The organism is Terrabacter sp. RAF57, from assembly GCF_052113925.1.
In the GTDB taxonomy this organism is placed as follows: Bacteria; Actinomycetota; Actinomycetes; order Actinomycetales; family Dermatophilaceae; genus Terrabacter.
Genome location: NZ_JBFRDT010000001.1, coordinates 65305 through 85587 on the forward strand (window position 1 = coordinate 65305; position 20283 = coordinate 85587).

Below are 20283 nucleotides of genomic sequence, written 5' to 3' on the forward strand. Positions count from 1 at the left end.
AACCGTGCGGTGAGTGGCCGAAGTTGGCAGGATGGGTAAGGACGAGTGGACTTAGGAGGACGTATGTTCCGAACCAAGCAGTCCCGCACTGAGGCTGCAGTTGACCAGGCACGCTCCGCAGCAGCCGATCTCGGCTCGGCGGCAGGTGACCGGATCGGCACGCTGAAAACCAGCGCCGCTGACACCGCGAGCGATGCCGCCGCGGCCGCCAAGGATCGCGCGTATGCCGCGAAGGACGCTGCGACCCCGGCTGTCCAGAATGCCGCCGATGCAGCGCGTGAGCGGCTCGTGGCGGCCAAGGAGGCGGCGACGCCGGCGCTCCAGGACGCAACCGACACGGCCCGTGAGCGCTTCTACGACGCTGCGGCCACGGCCAAGGACGCCGCGGGCGATGCGCTCCACGAGGCGGCCGACCGCGCCAAGCCAAAGGTGGAGGCCGCCCAGTCGACGCTCGTCGACACGGTGCTGCCCAAGGTCGGCGCGGCCATCGCGACCGCCGCAGCCGCCCTCGCGGCCGGCGCCGAGCAGGCTCGCGAGGCGGCCCAGCCGCACCTCGAGCAGGCAGCCGTCCAGGCCAAGGAGACGGCTGCGGTCGGTGGCCAGCGCGCCCACGGCGCCTACTACGTGCTCAAGGGTGACGCGGTCGCCAAGAAGCGTCGGAGCAGGGGCAGGTGGCTCATCGCCGTCGGCCTGACCGCCGCCACCGTCGCCGCCGTCGCGGCCTTCCGCAAGCAGAAGCAGGCCGACGACCCGTGGGCCACGCCGCTCGACTCGCGCGCCGGCGCCGGCGCCGGTGGCTCGACGACCTCGGCCCTGGCTTCCGACGCGGCGACGCTCAAGGACAAGGCAGCCGAGCAGGTCGGCCACGCCAAGGTCGCCGTCACCGACGCCGCGAGCAAGGCCAAGGAGAAGGGTTCGGAGCTCGCCGACGCCGCGAAGGACAAGGCCGGCGACCTCGCCGCCAAGGGCCAGGCCGCCATCGCCGACGCGAAGGACCGCTCCGGCGAGGCCGTCGACGACGCGACCGACGCGACGACCGACGCGACGACCGACGCGGTGGACGAGCTCGCGGGTGCACCCGCGACCGCCGAGGGTGAGGTCACGGCGGTCGACGCCGCGCCCGACTCCGACGCGATCACGTCCGATGCGGTCGAGGGCGGCACGATCAACGGCGCCTCGACGAAGTCGTCCCCGCGTGGCTCGGCCAAGGCCAAGCTCGCGCAGGAGAACGGCGACAGCACGAAGTGACACCCTCCGGTGCCGGTCCCCTCGGGGCCCGGCGCCGGACCGGGGGCACACAGAGAAGGACCCGGATGCCGTGGGCATCCGGGTCCTTCTCTGCTTGAGCTGGCTCGCTCCGACAGGGGGACAGAGCGAGCCAGCACATGCAGAAGGGCTGGGCGCGGTTCGTGCGGGCCCAACCCTTCGCTACCACCAGTCTAGACCCTGTCCGGCTGGTTGCGCGAGGGGCTCGATGAAGATTGCATCACATCAAGCGCGTCAGTTCGGTTCCTTCCACGCATCACACCCACGAGCTCCGGTGTCCCTGAAGGGACTCGGGGACTTGCTGCACCACCGAGCATGGCACCAGAGCCGGGGTTGCGCCAGAGGAAGATCCCGTGGATTCGCTGTAGGCTCCCGAGCAGGACGGAGATCGTCCAGGACTGTCGGATGTGCCCCGAACTCCGGACGCCCCTTTTCGCCCACCTCTACGGTCCCACCCCCAGAGGCTGACTGATCGGGCACCCAGCTGAAGCTGACGGCCAAGCACAGCGGGCTGTCGCTCGCGGTCGACGGCGCCGGCAAGGTCGTCCAGGTGACCGACACCGGTGCGGCGACCCAGCGCTGGACGGCGCCGGCGAGCTAGCCGCCGCCGGGTCGGGCCCGGTTCGAGGTGATGCGCGCGTGTCAACGCGGCCGTGATGACCTCGAACCGGACGTCGTCATGCAGCGATGACGCCGGTCCGCCTGCGGCGGACCAGGACCCTCAGCTCGGAGGCAGCCAGCACGAGCAGCGGGGCACCAGCGCAGACCAGCCACTGCGTGGTGCTCAGCGCGACGGTCCCGAGGAAGGTCTGCAGCGGCGCGAAGACGGTGGTCAGCAGGAGGGTGACCACCGTCGCCGCGGTGCACCGAACCAGCGTCTTGTCGGCCAGGGTGTCGAGGCTGAAGACGGTGCGGGCCTCGTCCCTGGTGGCGAGGGAGAACACCAGGCAGGCCAACGAGAAGGTCACGACACCCATGGTCAGCGCGACGGGACGGCCGTAGGCGCTCTCGGCCCACGCGATGGTGGCCAAGGTCGCAGCGCCCATGACGACGCCGATGGTGACGAGCCAGAGCATCGTCGGTCGGGACAGGATGGGTTCCTCCGGGTCTCGCGGGCGCCGCTCCATGAGTCCGGCACCGGGTTCGCCGTAGCCCAGGCCGATCGCCTGGAACAGCATCGTCGTGAAGTTGATCCACAGCGTCTGCAGCGGGAGGAACGGGACCCCGCCGGCGATGTTGAGGATGGCCGCCCCGAGGAAGGAGACGATGAAGCCGAAGAGGCAGCCCATCTGGAACCGGATGTACTTCACGAGGTTGTCGTAGAGCCCCCGACCCAGCTCCACGGCCTTGACGATCGAGGAGAAGTTGTCGTCGGTGAGGACCATGACCGCCGCGTCCTTGGCGACCTCGGTGCCGGTGATCCCCATCGCGATGCCGATGTCCGCCTTCTTCAGCGCGGGCGCGTCGTTGACGCCGTCACCGGTCATCGCCACGATGTGTCCCTGTCGCTTCAGCAGGTCGACGAGTCTGACCTTGTCCTCCGGCGTCACCCGGGCGATGACCCCGACCTCGTCGATCCGGCCGAGGACCTGGTCGTCGTCGAGGCCGGCGAACTCGGCCCCCGTCATGACGCCCCCCTCGATGCCGAGCTGGCGGGCGATGGCGCCGGCCGTTACGGCGTGGTCTCCCGTGATCATCCGCACCCTGATGCCAGCACCACGAGCCGACGCGATCGAGGCCTTCGCCGTGGGCCGGGGCGGGTCGACGATCCCGACCAGCGCCATCAGCTCCAGACCCTCCGACACGAGCGGGAGCAGGTCCGCACCGGAGTCGAAGGTCGAGGCGTCGAAGTCCTTGCGTGCCGTGGCCAGCACGCGGAGGCCCTCCTGACCGAGGCGGGCGTTCTCGGCGAGGTAGCGGTCTCGGACATTCGCGTCGACCGGGACGGGGCCCGTGTCGGCGTCGTGGACGAAGGCGGCTCGCGCCAGCAATTCGTCGGGGGCGCCCTTGACGAAACACCGGACGACCTCGGTGCCGGACTCGTCGGTCATGCGGTGGAAGGTGGCCATCAGCTTGTACGCGGCGTCGAACGGTAGCTCGGCGACGCGCGGGTACGCCTGACGGGTGGCCACGGCGTCCACACCGCCTTTGGCGGCCAGCGCGACCAGAGCCCCCTCGGTGGGGTCACCGATGAGGGCGCCGCTGTCCAGGACCGCGTCGGAAGCAAGAACCATCGGAAGCAGGAACGGGTCCAGCTCGATCTCGCGTTGACCAGCCACACGGGTGATCTGCCCCTGAGGTGAGTAGCCGGAGCCCTCGATGGAGTAGCGCCGACCGACGAGGGCCATCTGGACGGCCGTCATCTCGTTGAGCGTGAGCGTGCCGGTCTTGTCGGAGTTGATCGCGGAGGTGGAGCCCAGGGTCTCCGTGGACTGCAGACGCTTCATGATCGCGCCGACCTTGGCCAGCGCCTGGGTGCCGTAGGCGAGGATCGTGGTGACCACGGCCGGCATGTTCTCGGGCAGAGCGCCGATGGCGAAGGCGACCGCCGCGTGGAAGATGGCGGTGAAGGTCTCACCCCGCGCGAGGTTGAGGATCACCGACACGAGAAGGGCCACGCCGGCGATGAGGAAGATCTGACGGGTCAGGGCATCGAGCTGCCGCGTGAGGGGGGTCTTGACCTCCTCCGTGGCCTGCAACATGCCCGAGATGTGGCCGACCTCGGTGGCCATCCCGGTGGCGACGACGACGAACACGCCGGAACCTCGCGTGACACTGGTGTTCATGTAGACCATGTCGCTGCGGTCCCCGAGGGGCGTCTCCGGCTGCTCCACGGCTGCCGTGCCCTTCGACACGGGCAGGCTCTCACCCGTCAGTGCGGACTCGGCGACCTCGAGGGTCGCAGCGCGGAGCAACCGCCCGTCGGCCGGGACGATGTCGCCTGCCTCGATCGCGACGATGTCTCCGGGCACCAGCTGCTCGGCGGGCAGCTGCGACAGCTGCCCGTCCCGCGTGACTCTCGCCTTGATGATCATCATCTTCTGGAGTGCGGCGACCGCGGCGGCGGCCTTGCCCTCCTGGCGTAGGCCGAGCACGGCGTTGAACACGGTGAGCAGGAGCAGCAGGACGCCGGTCCCCACCTCCTTGAGGGGATACAGGCTCCCGATCCCCGCCACCAGGAGGACGACCTGCATCGGGTCGGCGTACTGGCGCAGGAACGCGTGCAGCCCGGTCTCCGACGTCGCGGCCGTGAACCGGTTGGGGCCGAAGCGCCGGGTCCGGTCGTCCACCTCGGCCGACGTGAGACCGCTCGCTCCGTCGGCACCGATGCGTCGCAGCACTTCGTCGGCGCCGAGCACGTGCCACACGGTCCCATCGCGTGCCGGATCCGCCTCCGACGTCTCTGTTCGGATCTGTGAGGTCACGATGGGCTCCTTCAGGCTGATGACGACCGTCCCGGCGTCTCTCCGACGTGGTGAAGATGACACCCTCCGTCTGGCCGTCGTGACGATGGATGCTGGTCTGACGCTACGGATGAGAGGCGGACCACGGATCACCCCCTCGGGGCGACCTCCGCTCGCGCCCGACCCTCCCGAGAGCACGGCCCCCGGGCGCTCTCACCCCCCAGGAGTGACCCCATCGGGCGTGGACCCCCGAGAGACTGGGCGGGTCGAGATCAGACAACGAAAGGGGACTCCCATGGCGCGCGGGGCACAACGAGCGGGAACCATCGGCATCATCGTCGCGATCGTCGGGGTGATCTTCGCGGTGGCGGGCGTCGTCACCTGGATCGTCGTCGACAACCAGCTCGCGGCCGAGAAGATCACAGTGTCGCAGGACGCCGACTTCCTGGCTGGCCAGGACGTCACCGGGCCCTTCACCGCCTACGCCCAGGCGCAGGTGATCAACAAGCACGCCCTCGAGGCCACCGGGGGCAAGACCTATGCCGAGCTCGAAAAGGACGATCCCGCGCGGACGACGGCCATGCAGGCGTCATTCCTGCGGGCCTCGCTCTTCACCTCGGTCGTCGCCTTCGGCGTGGCTGTCCTGGCCGTCGTCCTGGGCATCGTGCTCGTGCTGATCGGATGGGCTCTCAGGTCGCTCGCCGCGACGCCCACCCGAGAGCTCGCGTCGCCCTGAGCCACGGGGAGGTCTCTCGCTGCCCTGCCGCACTCGCGGGAAGCTCCGTATCGCTCGTGCCCTGCGCCGCTACCATCGAGTGAAGGGATCCGGCGCCCTGAGGTGGGCCGATGGTGACGAGCATGAGCGTGGTGCTCCACGAGCGTGGGGCCGATGCCGCGCGTGTCGACCTGCTGCACCGACAGTTCCGTCAGGAGCTGCGACACGTCGACGCACTGGACGTCGTGCAAGACGCGGCGGCGCCTGCCGAACCCCCTGAGCCAGGCTCGCGCGGGCTGGACCCCGAGACGGTCAACGCACTGGCCGTCGCCGTGATCGGATCCGGTGGCCTGGCAGGGCTCATCTCGTCGGTGCGGGCGTGGCTCGGGCGGGCGCCCGAGGAGACCAGGACGGTGCGGCTCGAGATCAGCGGCGACGTCATCGAGCTGTCCGGGGCCACCTCGGCCGAGCAGGAGGACCTGCTCAGGGTCTTCATGGCGCGGCACGGCGCACCGACGCCATGAACGACACCACGGCAGCCGGCGCCCGGCGGGCGCTCATCATCGCCAACGACACCTACGACCACGCGAGCCTCGGCCAGCTGCGCGCCCCCGAGGCCGACGCGCGTGCCCTCGCGGCCGTGCTCGGCGACCCGGAGATCGGCGGCTTCGAGGTGTCGATCGTGCACAACGCCGCCTCCTACGAGGTGCAGTCGCACATCGACGACCTCTTCACCGAGAGTCGCCCGGACGACCTGCTGCTCCTGCACTTCTCGGGCCATGGGCTCAAGAGCGACTCGGGCGAGCTGTTCGTCGCGGCGCGCAACACCCGGCCGGACCGGCTGGGATCCACGGCGGTGCCGGCCGACTTCATCCAGCGCTGCATGCGCACCGCGCGAGCTCGCACCATCGTGCTCTTCCTCGACTGCTGCTACGGCGGTGCCTTCGGCGAGGGCGTCGCGGTTCGGGCGGCCGGACCGGTGAACGTCATGGAGAGCTTCCCGGCCGGGCGGTTGGGAGGCGGCCGTGGGCGAGCCGTGATCAGTGCGTCGAGCGCGATGGAGTACGCGTTCGAGGGGACGACCCTGACCACCGACCACGAGGTCCAGCCGTCGGTCTTCACCTCGGCGGTCGTGCACGGGCTGCTGACGGGCGAGGCGGACCGCGACGAGGACGGCCTCGTGTCGCTGGGCGAGCTCTACGACTACGTCTTCGACCGGGTCCGGGAGCAGAACCCCCGTCAGACGCCGGGGAGGGACGTCGAGATGTCCGGCGACGTCTACCTCGCGAAGAGCCGCCACAAGAAGGTGCGGCCGGTGCCGATCCCGGAGGCGATCGTGGCGGCCCTGCGTGAGCCCGACCCGACCTACCGACGCGGTGCCGTCGTCGAGCTCCGCGACCGGCTCGGACACCCCGACCTGGGCGTGGCGCTCGGCGCACTCGAGGCGCTCCAGGCCGTCGCCCGCGCCGACACGAAGTCCGTCGCCGACGATGCCGCCGCCGTCATCGACGCCTCGGCACCGCGGGTCAGCCCTCCGGCCCTGGACTTCGGCGAGATCGCCTTCGGGGCTGCGGTCGCTGTCGAGCGCGAGCTGCACGTGGCCGGCGTGCCGCTGGCACGAGAGGTTCGCGTCGAGGCCGACCCGCCGCTCAGCGCTGTCGTGGACGGTTCCGTCGTGACCGTGACCTTCTCCCCGACCGACAGGCCGTATGCCGGCAGCATCACCGTGACGAGTCCGACGGGGTCCGTCATCGTGCCGGTCACCGCCTCGGTCGGACGTCGGACGGGGTTCCTCGAGTCACCTCCACACCCGCCCGAGCCCGCAGCGACCGCGGCCAGCGTGACGGACCCCGCCTCCCACTCCGGACCCGATGACGAGGAGTTCGTCGGTCGACGCCTCCGGCCGGTCGAGACATCACGCGACGACGCGTCCGTGTCGGCACCTGCGTCGGGGGAGTCGGCCACCGTCGTGGGACCGACCGCGGCACCGGCGGAAGCCGAATCGGTATCCCCGCCCCAACCATCCGCTCCACCCGCGACACCCGCGACACCCGACGAGCGTGCCGTCCCCAGCGACCCTTCCACGCAGCCCGACCCCGTCACGGCCGCCGCGGCACACCGCACGACGGCGCCTGCGTGGCGACGAGTCGCGGGTGGAGCGACCCTCCTCGGTGGGCTTCTCGTCCTCCTGACCATCTTCCTGCCCTGGTTCGACGGCGGGACCTACGCCGACAACGCCCGCGAGCAGATCCCCGCTGCCGTCATTCGCGGCCTGTTGGCTCTGACCGCCGGGGTCACGATGCTCGTGCCCCGGGTCCGGGACCCGGTCGCGGTGGCGCTGCTCACCTCGACCGGCGCCGCTTGCGGTGCAGGCTCGCTCACCCTCGTCGGGGTGTTCAACGCGTCCGGCGCCGACCGCGTCGACATCGGCTGGCTGGTGGCGTTGGTCGGTGAGCTCCTCGTCGGCGCAACGGCCCTCGGGACCCTGCTGGCCGTGGCGTCACGGACACGGGTGCCGTTCCGACGGTTCGACCAGCGTGCCTGGCGCTCGGTCGTGACCCTGTGCCTCGGCATCGCGACGACCGCCGTCTTCATCGCCTACGCCATCCATGTCGCCGATCAGGCCTCGACGTACTGGGGGGCTGTGACCTTGGTCTGGGGTCTGTTGACCTTGGCATTCACCGTGTCCGCGGTGCTGCTCGAGGCCGCCGTGGGCCGGGCGCTGCTCGGCGGCTGGGCCGTGGGCGCCCTGAGCTACTCGGTGTCGGAGTGGGTCTACCTCAACCGCATGGATAGCGATCCACACGCCGTCCCGGTGCTGACCTTCGCGTGCGGGCTCCTCCTGCTGGCAGCAGCGGCGCTCCGCGACGGGTCGATCGACGGACCGACACCTCCCGCCACCTGATCGGGCGTGACGTCGCGCATCAGATCGCGCGCTCGATGTCGTCAGGACGCACCGATCGCACGATCTCGCGCCCGAAGCGCCAGCTCCATCACGCCATGACCCAGCCCCGAGAGCATGAACGACCTCGTCCGATGGACGAGGTCGTTGCTGGTGGAGCCAAGGGGACTCGAACCCCTAACCCCCTGCTTGCAAAGCAGGTGCGCTACCAATTGCGCCATGGCCCCGAGTGGGGAGAGCGGCCTCAGGCCGAGGTGTCGGCCTCGTCCGTCGCCGTCGGAGCGGTCGCCGGTGCGACGGGCGCCTGCACGTCGTCGGTGGCCTGGGTCCACAGGTCCTGCTCGGCCTGCTGCTGCTTCGCCTTCTTGCGAAGGAAGACGACGCCGGCGACGGCTGCACCGACGAGGGCGAGACGCTTCAGCATGCGAGGGATCCTCTCCGTGGTGGCGGTGATGGTGGGCCTAGGAGGACTTGAACCTCCGACCTCTTCCTTATCAGGGAAGCGCTCTAACCGTCTGAGCTATAGGCCCATCGTCACCTTCGCGCGGACGATCCACACCATCAGAGATGACGACCGGACGCGAGGGGAAACGTTACCCGATGCACCTCGCCTCATACAAAACGGCCCCCGCCCGTGAGGGTGGGGGCCGCTTGCGTATGCCGTGTGGCCGCGTCCACGACGCCGGCCGAGAGCCGACGGGGGCCGGCTCAGACCGGCTCGGACCGGCTCAGTCGTCGGTGAGCGTCAGCTGCACGCCACCGACGAGGGCGGAGCAGATGTTGTAGAGGAAGGCCATGACGGTCGCGATCGCCGTCATGAGGATGACGTCGATGACACCGATGACGATCGAGAGGGACACGACGCGGCCGAAGCCGACGTAGTCCTTGATCGAGAACGGGTCGGACGTCGTCGTCTGGAGCGACTGGAGCACGCCCTCGACGTCGGAGAAGACGTTCATCGTCGACAGGATCATCCACAGGACGGCCGTGAGGATGACGCCGGCGATGCCGAGCGCGACGGAGAGCAGGAAGCTCATCTTCATGACCGACCACGGGTCGACGCGCGCGACGGCGAGGCGGACGCGCCGCGGGCCCTTGGGCTTGCGGTGCGCGGTCGTGGTGCGCGCACCGGCGGCGGTCGACGAGGCTGCGCCGGACTGGCCGGAGCCGACCCGCTGCGTCGGGGCCGTGCGGTTGGTGACCGCGCCGCGCGAGAGTGCGGTGGCCGGGTCGGCGCTCGAGGCACCCGACGTGCTGCCGGACGACCCGCTCGAACCGGTCGAGGCGTAGTAGGAGCCGTTCTGGCCCTGGTCGTCGGTGAAGCCGGAGCCACTGCCCGTCCGGGTCGACGTGCCCGGGCTGCTCAGGGAGCCCTCAGGGCTGGTCGCGCTCATTCGTCACCTCCGTTGTCGGTGTCCGACGAGCTCGCCTCGTCACCCGACGTCTGGTCCGACGGTACGCCATCGGCGCCGGGAACCGTAGCGGGCGCTCCCGGAGCGGACGTCGCGTCGCTCTCAGCTCCCTCGCCGTCCTCGACCTCGCCCACGACGATGGCGGACTCGGCGTTGCGGGCCACGGCCACGATCGAGTCGCCCTTGTCGGGCGTCGCGAACTTGACGCCCTGCGACGAGCGGCCGGTGTGGCGCACCTCGTCGACGCGCGAGCGCACGATCTTGCCCTTCTCCATGACGACCATGACCTCGTCGGTGTCGATGACCGTGAGGGCGCCGACGAGGTCGCCGCCCTTCTCGGAGAGCTTGGCGACCTTGATGCCGAGGCCGCCGCGGCCCTGGAGGCGGTACTCCGAGACCGGGGTGCGCTTGGCGAGACCGTTCTCGAAGACGACGAACACGTCGGGGCTCTCGCCCTCCTCGACGACCGACATGGCGAGCAGGTCGTCGCCGTCGCGGAACTTCATGCCCGTGACACCGGAGGTCGAGCGGCCCATCGGGCGCAGCGCCTCGTCGGTCGCGGTGAAGCGCACCGACTGGCCCTTGCGCGAGACGAGGAGCAGGTCGTCGCGGTTGGACGCCAGGCCGGCGCCGACGAGCTCGTCACCCTCGCGGAGGTTGACCGCGATGAGGCCGCCGGAGCGGTTGGAGTCGTAGTCGGCCAGACGCGTCTTCTTGACGAGGCCCGCGCGGGTGGCGAGGACGAGGTAGTCGGCCTTCGCGTAGTCACGGACCGCGAGCACCTGGGCGATCTGCTCACCGGGCTGGAACGCGAGCAGGTTGGCCACGTGCTGGCCCTTGCTGTCGCGCGAGCCCTCGGGCAGCTCGTAGGCCTTGGCGCGGTAGACCCGGCCGAGGTTGGTGAAGAAGAGCAGCCAGTGGTGGGTCGTCGTCGTGAAGAAGTGCTCGACGACGTCCTCGCCACGCAGCGATGCACCACGGACGCCCTTGCCGCCACGCTTCTGCGAGCGGTACTGGTCGACGCGCGTGCGCTTGGCGTAGCCGCCGCGGGTGATCGTGACGACGACGTCCTCCTCGGGGATGAGGTCCTCCATCGACATGTCGCCGTCGAAGGGCACGATCGTCGTGCGCCGCTCGTCGCCGTAGCGCTCGACGATCCCGGCGAGCTCCTCGCTGATGATCTCGCGCTGGCGTACCGGCGAGGCGAGGATCGCGGTGTACTCGTCGATGAGGGCCTGCAGCTCGTCGTGGGCCTCGATGAGCTTCTCGCGCTCGAGGGCCGCGAGGCGGCGCAGCTGCATGTTGAGGATCGCGTTGGCCTGGATCTCGTCGATCTCGAGCAGCTCGATGAGGCCGTCGCGGGCGATCTCGACGGTGCGCGACCCGCGGATGAGGGCGATGACCTCGTCGAGCCGGTCGAGCGCCTTGAGCAGGCCGCGCAGGATGTGGATGTCGGCCTCGGCCTTGCGTAGGCGGAAGGTCGTGCGCCGGACGATGACCTCGACCTGGTGGTCGACCCAGTGGCGGATGAAGCCGTCGAGCGGCAGGGTCCGCGGCACCTCGTCGACGAGGGCGAGCATGTTGGCGCCGAACGTCGTCTGCAGCTGGGTGTGCTTGTAGAGGTTGTTGAGCACGACCTTGGCGACGGCGTCGCGCTTGAGCACGATGACGAGGCGCTGGCCGGTGCGGCCGGAGGTCTCGTCACGGATGTCGGCGATGCCCGAGATCTTGCCGTCCTTGACGAGGTCGGCGATCTTGAGCGCGAGCATGTCCGGGTTGACCTGGTAGGGCAGCTCGGTGACGACGAGGCACTGGCGGTTCTGGATCTCCTCCACCTCGACGACCGCCCGCATGATGATCGAGCCGCGGCCCGTGCGGTAGGCGTCCTCGATGCCCTTGTGCCCCATGATCAGGGCGCCGGTCGGGAAGTCCGGGCCCTTGATGATCCCGAGCAGCGCCTCGAGGAGGTCCTCGCGCGAGATGTCAGGGTGGTCGAGGTAGTACTGCGCGCCGGCCGCGACCTCGCGCAGGTTGTGCGCGGGGATCTGGGTGGCCATGCCGACGGCGATGCCGGCGGAGCCGTTGACGAGCAGGTTGGGGAAGCGGCTCGGCAGCACGGCCGGCTGCATCGTCTTGCCGTCGTAGTTCGGGACGAAGTCGACGGTGTCCTGCTCGATGTCGCGGACCATCTCCATCGCGATCGAGGCCATCCGGCACTCGGTGTATCGCGGGGCGGCGGCGCCGTCGTTGCCGCGGGAGCCGAAGTTGCCCTGGCCGTCGACGAGCGGGTAGCGCAGCGACCAGTCCTGCACGAGGCGCACGAGGGCGTCGTAGATCGCCGAGTCGCCGTGCGGGTGGTAGTGACCCATGACGTCGCCGACGACGCGCGCGCACTTGTTGTAGCCGCGGTCGGGGCGGTAGCCGCCGTCGTACATCGCGTAGACGATGCGGCGGTGCACGGGCTTGAGGCCGTCGCGCACGTCGGGCAGGGCGCGGCTGACGATGACCGACATGGCGTACTCGATGTAGCTGCGCTGCATCTCGGTGTTGAGGTCGATCGGCTCGACCCGGTCGTGCTGACTGATGTCGGCCGGCACGACGACCGCGCTGGCGTTCGGGTCGCCCTCGTCGTCGTCCGCCTCGGTGGCGTCCGGGTCGGGCCCGAGGATGTCCTCGATGCTCTGGTCGGGCGTCTCGTCGCCAGGTGTCTCGTTGCCGGGCGTCTCGTTGACGTCGTCTCCGTCGTTGGGAGGCAGGTCGTCGCTCACGTCAGATCCCTTTGTCTCTCAGTCACATTCGTACAGTTCGTGGGGCGCCGGTGGTGGCGTATGCCGTGTCGCCCGTTTCACGTGGAACGTCCCGTCCCGGCGGGCCGGGCCTGACGGCATACGCCCTCGGTCGGCTAGATGTCGAGGAACTTCACGTCGCGGGCGTTCTTCTGGATGAAGGAGCGACGGGACTCGACGTCCTCACCCATGAGGACGGCGAAGACCTCGTCGGCCTTGGCGGCGTCGTCGAGCGTCACCTGGAGCAGGGTGCGGGTGCTCTGGTCCATCGTCGTCTCGCCGAGCTCCTGGTAGTTCATCTCACCGAGGCCCTTGTAGCGCTGGATCGGGTTGTCCTTCGGCAGGCGCCAACCCTTGCCCTCGCCGAGCAGGCGCAGACCGTCCCGCTCGCGGTCGCTGTAGGCGAACTGGTGCTCGGCGTTGCTCCACCGCAGGCGGAAGAGCGGCGGCTGCGCGAGGTAGACGTAGCCGGCCTCGATGAGCGGGCGCATGAAGCGGAAGAGGAGCGTCAGCAGCAGCGTGCGGATGTGCATGCCGTCGACGTCGGCATCGGCCATCAGCACGATCTTGTGGTAGCGCGCCTTGTCGATGTCGAAGTCCTCGCCGATGCCGGTGCCGAAGGCGGAGATGAGCGCCTGGACCTCGTTGTTGGCGAGGATCTTGTCGATGCGCGCCTTCTCGACGTTGAGGATCTTGCCGCGGATCGGGAGGATCGCCTGGGTGTGCGGGTCACGGGCCTGGGTGGCCGAGCCGCCGGCGCTGTCGCCCTCGACGATGAAGACCTCGGAGATGCTCGGGTCCTTGCTCTGGCAGTCCTTGAGCTTGCCCGGCAGGCCGCCCGACTCGAGCAGGCCCTTGCGGCGGGTCGCCTCGCGGGCCTTGCGAGCCGCCATGCGTGCGGCCGCGGCCTGCACCGACTTGCGGACGATGTCCTTGCCCTCGGTGGGGTGCGCCTCGAGCCAGTGGCCGAACTCGTCGGTCATGGCGCGCTGGACGAAGCCCTTGACCTCGGAGTTGCCGAGCTTGGTCTTGGTCTGGCCCTCGAACTGCGGCTCGGCGAGCTTGACCGAGATGACGGCCGTGAGTCCCTCTCGGACGTCGTCGCCGGTGAGGTTCTCGTCCTTCTCCTTGAGGAGGTTCTGGCGGCGCGCGAAGTCGTTGACGAGCTTGGTCATCGCCGCGCGGAAGCCCTCCTCGTGGGTGCCGCCCTCGTGGGTGTTGATCGCGTTGGCGTAGGTGTGGACCGACTCGCTGTAGGCGTTGGTCCACTGCATCGCGAGCTCGAGGCTCAGCGAGCGGGCCTCGTCCTCGACCTCGATCGAGATGACCTCGGGGTGCACCGGTTCACTGCGCTTGCTGCCGTTGATGTGGTTGACGTAGTCGACGAGGCCGTTGTCGTAGCGGTAGCTGACCCGCTTGGCCGTGAGCGTCTTCTTCTCGCCGGAGCCGGCGTCGGCCGCGGCCGCCTGGGGCTCGTCGTCCTCGGTCGACTCCTCGACCACCTCGAGGTCCTCGTCGAGGTCGTCGAGGTCGACGTCGCGCTCGCCCGCGGGCTGCTCGATGCGCTCGTCGACGAGGTTGATCGTCAGGCCCTTGTTGAGGAAGGCCATCTGCTGCATCCGGGCCCGGATGGTCTCGAAGTCGTAGTCGACGGTCTCGAAGATGTCGGCGTTGGCCCAGAAGGTGATCGTCGTGCCGGTCTCGTCGGTGGCCTCCTGCTTCTCGAGGGGCCCGTCGGGCACGCCGTCGGTGAAGCTCATCCGGAAGACATRGCCCTTCTGGCGGACCGCGGCCTTGAGGCGGGTCGACAGGGCGTTGACGACGGAGCTGCCGACGCCGTGCAGGCCACCGGAGACCTTGTAGCCACCGCCACCGAACTTGCCGCCGGCGTGCAGCTGGGTCAGGACGAGCTCGACGGCGCTGATCTTCTCGACGGGGTGGATGTCGGTGGGGATGCCGCGGCCGTTGTCCTTGACCCGGACGCCACCATCGGCGAGGAGCGTGACGTCGATGGTGTCGGCGTAGCCGGCGAGCGACTCGTCCACGGCGTTGTCGACGATCTCGTAGACGAGGTGGTGCAGGCCGCGGGGACCGGTCGAGCCGATGTACATGCCGGGGCGCTTGCGCACGGCCTCGAGACCCTCGAGGACGGTGATCGCGCTCGCGTCGTAGTCGACGCCGTTGGGCCGGACGTCGGCCGGGACCGCAGGGGCCGCCGGTGTTGCAGGGACCACGGGTGCGCCGGGGTCGGGAGTCGCTGTGTCGGGTGCTGCCACGGAGTCGGATCCGGTGGAACTGGGGGTGGTGCTGGTGGTGATCGGCTCGTCGGCGTCGGACACGGCTCTCCTCGGTGGTCAGACCTCATGCGGGCGGCTCGACGTGGACGTCGAGCCGCAACCTCATCAGTCTAACGGTCCGGGGCCGTGAACCGTGCCCTCAGACGCGCGAAACGGGCACTTTCCGGCCCGAGAACCCGTGGATCCGAGGGGAGGATCACGCCCCGGGGCTCCAGCGCCCCTCAGGCACCCTCACCCGCCGCATCGCCCCGCGCCACCACGAGGCTCCCGTCCGCACCCATTCTCCTCCGTCCGGGCCGGCCCGAGAGCCGTCGTCCACAGGCCGTCCGGGCCTCGCCGCGCCGCGAGGCGGGCACCTACCGGGCACCTAGCCGGGTATGCCGGGAGGCCGGGTCCCAGCGGAACCGGCCTCCCGACATATGACCTCGGTGGGGTGGATCCCCGCGTCAGAGGATGCCGCGGGCGTGGAAGGCCGCGCGCACGGTGGCGGCGTCGGTCGCACCGTAGAGCGCGGTCGCGGCGTCGACGGTCTTCTGCGCTGCCGCGGCCCACGTCGTCGACGGGGCGTAGGAGAACTGGGCCTCGAGGATGATGCGCGTCGCCTTGTCCCGGCCGAAGGCCTTGTTGACGTCCCAGAGCGCATGGCTCCAGATCTCGCCGTCGTCGTGCACCTCGCCGGTGCGGTTGGCGACGGTCTTGGTCGTGTCGAGGCGGCGGATGCAGTGCGGCGTCGTCGAGGTGTAGGACGTCGAGYCCCAGTCCATGACGCAGACCCACGGCGTCGTGGCCGTGTCGGCCGAGTTGCCCTGCGACATCGTGGCCGCGAGGTAGTCACCGAAGCCCTCACCGATGGCGCCCGCGTCCGAGCCGCTGCCGAAGCCGGGCACCTGGTCGTCCTGGACCGCGTGGCCGTACTCGTGCCACACGACCTCCTGGTCCTCGCCGTCGTCGACGCCGCCCGTGCCGATGGTGATGGTGTCCTGGCTCGGGGTGTACCAGGAGTTGTCCTGGGTCGTCGTGTTGACGCTGAGGTCCTGGGACTCGTGGTTGACGTCGGCGAAGCCGAGCGACTGGATGTAGGCCTGGACCCGGTCGACGGCGTAGTAGCTGTTGACCTGCTCGAACCGTGTGTCGCTGCGGGTGTAGGGGAAGGTGAGCGTCGACGAGAAGGCGGCGGCGTTCTTGCCCTTCTTGCTGTTCGTGACGTTGGCCCAGCTGCCTTTGAGGTAGCCCGAGCCGTCGAGGTTGGCGAGGGTCACCGTCTTGTAGGCCGACGCGGGGACGGCGCTGTCGGCGTTGTTCGCGTCCTTGAGCGACTCGTTCTGCAGGGCGACGACGGGGTTGGGGTCGAAGACCTTGCCCGAGCCGCTTGCGAGGACTCGCTCGTCGGTGACCTTCGTGACCCGCCCGCTGCGGGCGTCGACGAGCACCTGCTTGTCCTGGTCGGTCGTGACCTGCCAGGCCAGCGTGGCCGCGCCCCCGGCGGCTCCGGGGACGACGACGAGCCGGCTGGCGCGGGCGTTGCCGTGGCCCTTGGCGGCGGTGGCGGCGGAGGCGCGCGCGACACCCGGTGAGACCGAGGTGAGGCCGGTGACGGCACGACGACCGTCGTCGACCGAGGCGGCGGCGCCCGTCGCGTGGACGGCGTACCAGCCGCCGAGCACCGGCACACCACGGTAGGTCTGGGCGTACCAGCGGTGCGAGCCGAGCAGGCTCTGGCGCACCTGGACGAGCGTGAGGTCCGCGGGCACGGAGGCCCCGGCCGTGGCGGGGGCCGGGGCGGCGACAGAGCCGGCGGCCGCCGTCGAGAGGAGGGCACCGACCGCGGCGACGACCGAGGCGGTGGCGATGAGCGGCGTACGACGCATGTCGAACCTTTCGAGGAGTGGAGGCCAACGACACAGGCAACCACGCGCGGGAGGTCCGCGTCCGGAAAGGATTCGTAAAGACTTCCCCTCGTTTCGGCAGGGTGGGCACCGGCGTCAGGACGACCCGGGCACACCGTGCCTGATCGTGACGTCAGGCGCCACCGCGCGCAGGCTCGAGTCGGGACACTGCGCGGACAACCTTTCCGTGTGGATGACGGTCTGGATGGGTGCCGGCACGTGCCGGGACGAGCCGACAACAGGGGACGCGGGTCATGGACGATGCAGAGCGGAGGGCCGACTTCACGGCCTACGTCAGGGCGCGCGAGCAGTCGCTCGCCCGACTCGCCTACCTGCTGAGCGGGGACCGGGACGCCGCCGAGGACCTGCTGCAGAACGCGCTCGCCAAGGTCTACCGCCACTGGGACCGCGTGCGGGGCGCCGAGCTGCCGGACGCCTACGTGCGCCGGCTCATGGTCAACGAGAACAACTCCCGCTGGCGCGGACTGCTGCGCCGCCACGAGTCACCGAGCAGCCACGTCCTGGAGGTGCTCGACCCGCCAGGTGCACCCGGGCTCGACCCGGCGACGTCGATCGACCTCTGGCACCACGTGCAGAGCCTGCCGCGCCAGCAGCGGGCGGCCGTCGTGCTGCGCTACTACGAGGACCTCACCGAGGCCCAGACCGCCGAGGTGCTCGGCTGCTCCATCGGCACCGTCAAGAGCCACACGAGCCGCGCGATCTCCGCGCTGCGCTCCCGGATGAGCGAGGCCACGGCATGAACCCCATCGACCCCGGTCTCAAGCAGGTGCTCGACGAGCGCGGCGAGGGCGTACGCGTCGTGGCCGACCTCGCGGAGCGCGCGATCGCTCGCGACCGTTCCAACCGACGCCGCGAGCTCGGCGGGACCGCGCTCGTCGCGGGCCTCGTCCTGGCCGTCGCCGTGCCGGCGGGGTGGTCAGCCGTCYGACCGACCGGTGACCGGCCGCTCCCCGTCGGACCGTCGGCGTCGACGACGGCTCCCACGGGGCGACCGTCCGCGCCGACCGGGAGCGCCAGCAGCGCCCCCACTCCCACGTCGATCCCGACCCTCACGGCCGACGGTGCCCCCGCGCCGGTCATGGTCCGCTTCGCCACGGGCGGGCCGACCGGGACCACGACCGTCCCCTACGTCGCGGACGGCGTCATTTACGACGGGACGAGGCAGGTCGCGCTGACCGGCAAGCTGACCGGGGGCTCGCTCGCGCGGCTGGGCGGTGGCGGGTGGCTCGTGGCCCAGGGGGAGACCGGTGTCTACTACGTCGTGGACTCGACCGGAGCCAACACGGTGCGGCTCGACGGCGAGTCCAGCACGGTCAACGCCGACGGCAGCGTCTTCGTCATCGAGTCGCGAGGCTCGCTCACGGCGTACGACGCCGCGGGGGCCCGCATCGGTCGCCTCGACGCCACCACGTGCGACTGCACGCCCGACGGGGTCTCCGACGCGGAGTCGCCCGGGTACGACGCCGTCGGGATCGTCGGGCCCGTCGTCTATGCCAGCCGAGGCTTCACCGGCAGCTCGGTCGCGTGGGACGTCGCCACGGGAACACGCCGAACGGTCGCCGGATCCCCCACCCTCGTCGATGCCGCCCGCGGGACGGCCCTCGTCGGCGTGGCACCGAAGCCGGGTTCGAAGCAGGTCTGCAACGAGCTGACGGACCTCACCTCAGGTCGGACGATCTGGCGGCTCTGCGGACCGCTCGTCTTTCGGGCGTTCTCGACGGACGGCGCCTACCTGCTCGCGACCGGCTACATCGACGGGCTCGACGACTCGCAGCTGGGCCCCGACCGGACGTTCCGTTATGGCGGACTGGTTGTCGTGCGCACCAGCGACGGCGCCGTCGTGATGGAGGCCGGCAGCAGCAGCGCACCTGGTGGTGGCGCCTCACCCGTCAGCTATCGCATGGGGGGCGACGGCACCGTCACCGTGCAGGTCGGTGCGACGACCGGGGACCGCAGCCTGCAGCGCTGCACCCTCGACGGCGAGTGCATCGTCGTCGCACCGGGTCGGGCGCGGGACACGGACATCCCCGAGGGGGAGGACCCGTACTTCCTCGCCGACAACTGAGCGCGTGCTCAGTCGTCGGCGAGCGTGCGCTCGAAGAGGGAGTGGATCGCCTCGGGCAGGTGGGGCTCCTGGAGCGTCACGTCGCAGCCGGCCTCGTCGCACACGACGGAGTAGATGTACGCGTCGGGGTGGGTGCGCTCGGTCGAGGCGGCGATGCGCTGGAGAGTCGGTGCGGCCAGCAGGTGCTGCCAGTCCTTCGCGTCCCGCTCGGACAGGTCGCCCAGGGCCAGGCGGCGTTCGCGGACCTGGCCGGCGAAGCCACCAGAGCGACGGAGGAGCACCTGGGTGTCGGCACCCGGGACCTGTCCGGACGGCCCGCCCCCGGCCGGACCAGGCGTCGGGGTCGAGCCGACGGCGCCGCCTGCCTGCCTGCCCGGACCGCCGGCAGCCGCGGTGAGCACGCCGACCTGCTCCCACGCCGAGCGCACGGCCGCCTGCTCGGCGGACCCGTCACCGTGGGCGCTGCCCGCGGCGGCCACGGTGAGGCCGGCGAACGTCGCGAAGTCGCAGTCGGCCTTGATGCCGTCACCCGACACGACGGCATACCAGATCGCGCCCGGGCCCTCCCAGGCATTGCCGCCGATCGCGTCGGCCGCGAGCACGAAGGCGCGGTTGGGGATGCCCGAGTTGATGTGGACGCCGCCGTTGTCGTCCTGGGTCTCGACGTAGTCGTCCATGTGCGCGGGCTGCGGGTCCTTGCCGAGCCGTGGGTCGTCGTAGGCCGTGCCGGGGTTGCGCATGTCGCGCAGGGCGCGACCCTGGACCGAGGGGTTGAGCAGGTCGGCGCCGACGAGCCAGTCGGCCTGCGCGGCGCTCTGGCCGAGGGCCTTCTGCTTGACGAGGACGCCGAACACGTCGGAGATCGACTCGTTGAGCGCGCCCGACTGGCCCTGGTAGAGCAGGCCGGCCGTGTGCTCGGTGACGCCGTGGGCGAGCTCGTGCCCGATGACGTCGAGGCTCTGGGTGAACCGCTCGAAGACGACCCCGTCGCCGTCGCCGAACACCATCTGCGAGCCGTCCCAGAAGGCGTTGTCGTAGTTGCGGCCGTAGTGGACCGTGGCGAGCAGCGGCATCCCCTTGCCGTCGAGCGAGTCGCGGTCGTAGGCCGTCGACCACAGCTCCCAGGTCGCGCCGAGTCCGTCGTAGGCCTCGTTGACCGCGACGTCGCCGCTCGCGGCCGCGCCCTCGGTGCGCACCGTCGTGCCCGGGGTCGTCTGGCTGCCCTGGGCGTCGGCGATCGTGCGGTGCGGTCCCGTGCCGTGGGCCGTCGGCGACGTGACGTCCTCACGGCGCGGGGCCCGTCGCGTCGTCGGGCGGGCTGTCGGCGTGTGCCGCGAGGAGCGCAGCTCCTCGTCGTGCCGGAGCGCCTCGCGGGCGTGGGCGGCCACGGCCGGCTCGTCGCTGGCCGCCAGGGCCTCGAGCATGTAGGGCGGGACGATCGTGCAGTGCGGCGTCCGGGTCTGCGGCGGTGGCTGCGTCGAGGTCATGACGACAGTCTGCGTCGGAACACCGACACCCGCCCTCCGAGC

The 20283-nt window shown here is 70.5% G+C and carries 13 protein-coding genes and 2 tRNA genes; 6 read left to right on the plus strand and 9 right to left on the minus strand.

Going from position 1 to position 20283, the window contains the following annotated elements; all coding sequences use genetic code 11:
* The first annotated feature begins 63 nt into the window (after nucleotides 1-63).
* Nucleotides 64-1248, plus strand: a complete 1185-nt coding sequence (locus AB4Y83_RS00325) for a hypothetical protein (RefSeq protein WP_442295678.1) — start codon at nucleotides 64-66, stop codon at nucleotides 1246-1248.
* Between the two features lie 695 nt (nucleotides 1249-1943).
* Here AB4Y83_RS00325 and AB4Y83_RS00330 read toward each other — a convergent pair.
* Nucleotides 1944-4691 carry a cation-translocating P-type ATPase gene (locus tag AB4Y83_RS00330; protein ID WP_442295679.1) on the minus strand — a complete coding sequence of 916 codons (2748 nt, stop codon included), beginning with the start codon at nucleotides 4689-4691 and terminating at the stop codon, nucleotides 1944-1946.
* Nucleotides 4692-4965: 274 nt separating this feature from the next.
* Here AB4Y83_RS00330 and AB4Y83_RS00335 point away from each other — a divergent pair, with 274 nt between their 5' ends.
* The 3 genes from AB4Y83_RS00335 (at nucleotide 4966) to AB4Y83_RS00345 (ending at nucleotide 8290) form a co-directional block, all read left to right on the plus strand.
* Complete coding sequence (locus AB4Y83_RS00335; protein WP_442274461.1) at nucleotides 4966-5406, plus strand: aromatic ring-opening dioxygenase LigA; 441 nt, start codon at nucleotides 4966-4968, stop codon at nucleotides 5404-5406.
* 122 nt (nucleotides 5407-5528) lie between these two features.
* On the plus strand, nucleotides 5529-5909 hold the full coding sequence (locus AB4Y83_RS00340) for an effector-associated constant component EACC1 (protein ID WP_442274462.1): 381 nt from the start codon (nucleotides 5529-5531) through the stop codon (nucleotides 5907-5909).
* Nucleotides 5906-8290 carry a caspase family protein gene (locus AB4Y83_RS00345; protein WP_442295680.1) on the plus strand — a complete coding sequence of 795 codons (2385 nt, stop codon included), beginning with the start codon at nucleotides 5906-5908 and terminating at the stop codon, nucleotides 8288-8290. The genes AB4Y83_RS00340 and AB4Y83_RS00345 overlap by 4 nt, the downstream gene beginning before the upstream one ends.
* A gap of 148 nt (nucleotides 8291-8438) precedes the next feature.
* Here AB4Y83_RS00345 and AB4Y83_RS00350 read toward each other — a convergent pair.
* From AB4Y83_RS00350 to AB4Y83_RS00380, 7 genes are all read right to left on the minus strand, one after another.
* Nucleotides 8439-8514: transfer RNA gene (locus tag AB4Y83_RS00350), tRNA-Ala, on the minus strand.
* 17 nt (nucleotides 8515-8531) lie between these two features.
* The gene (locus tag AB4Y83_RS00355; RefSeq protein ID WP_056780483.1) at nucleotides 8532-8711 is read right to left on the minus strand and encodes a DLW-39 family protein; all 180 of its coding nucleotides are present in this window, start codon (nucleotides 8709-8711) and stop codon (nucleotides 8532-8534) included.
* A gap of 29 nt (nucleotides 8712-8740) precedes the next feature.
* Nucleotides 8741-8817, minus strand: a tRNA-Ile gene (locus tag AB4Y83_RS00360).
* 198 nt (nucleotides 8818-9015) lie between these two features.
* Nucleotides 9016-9681: a DUF3566 domain-containing protein gene (locus AB4Y83_RS00365; protein ID WP_442295681.1), complete on the minus strand. Its 666-nt coding sequence runs from the start codon at nucleotides 9679-9681 to the stop codon at nucleotides 9016-9018.
* The gene (gene gyrA, locus AB4Y83_RS00370; protein WP_442295682.1) at nucleotides 9678-12467 is read right to left on the minus strand and encodes a DNA gyrase subunit A; all 2790 of its coding nucleotides are present in this window, start codon (nucleotides 12465-12467) and stop codon (nucleotides 9678-9680) included. The genes AB4Y83_RS00365 and gyrA overlap by 4 nt, the downstream gene beginning before the upstream one ends.
* A 134-nt stretch (nucleotides 12468-12601) precedes the next feature.
* Nucleotides 12602-14824: a DNA topoisomerase (ATP-hydrolyzing) subunit B gene (gene gyrB / locus AB4Y83_RS00375; protein WP_442295683.1), complete on the minus strand. Its 2223-nt coding sequence runs from the start codon at nucleotides 14822-14824 to the stop codon at nucleotides 12602-12604.
* A gap of 404 nt (nucleotides 14825-15228) precedes the next feature.
* Nucleotides 15229-16650 (minus strand): M4 family metallopeptidase, encoded by a 1422-nt coding sequence (locus AB4Y83_RS00380; RefSeq protein WP_442295684.1) that lies wholly within the window; start codon nucleotides 16648-16650, stop codon nucleotides 15229-15231.
* A gap of 272 nt (nucleotides 16651-16922) precedes the next feature.
* Here AB4Y83_RS00380 and AB4Y83_RS00385 point away from each other — a divergent pair, with 272 nt between their 5' ends.
* Both AB4Y83_RS00385 and AB4Y83_RS00390 read left to right on the plus strand, forming a co-directional pair.
* On the plus strand, nucleotides 16923-17429 hold the full coding sequence (locus AB4Y83_RS00385) for a SigE family RNA polymerase sigma factor (RefSeq protein WP_442295685.1): 507 nt from the start codon (nucleotides 16923-16925) through the stop codon (nucleotides 17427-17429).
* On the plus strand, nucleotides 17426-18754 hold the full coding sequence (locus tag AB4Y83_RS00390) for a hypothetical protein (protein ID WP_442295686.1): 1329 nt from the start codon (nucleotides 17426-17428) through the stop codon (nucleotides 18752-18754). Before AB4Y83_RS00385 ends, AB4Y83_RS00390 begins: the two co-directional genes overlap by 4 nt.
* An 8-nt stretch (nucleotides 18755-18762) precedes the next feature.
* Here the strand turns inward: AB4Y83_RS00390 and AB4Y83_RS00395 are convergent, their stop codons facing one another.
* A complete protein-coding gene (locus AB4Y83_RS00395; protein WP_442295687.1) occupies nucleotides 18763-20241 on the minus strand; it encodes a protealysin inhibitor emfourin in 1479 nt (492 codons plus the stop codon).
* Nucleotides 20242-20283: the final 42 nt, after the last annotated feature.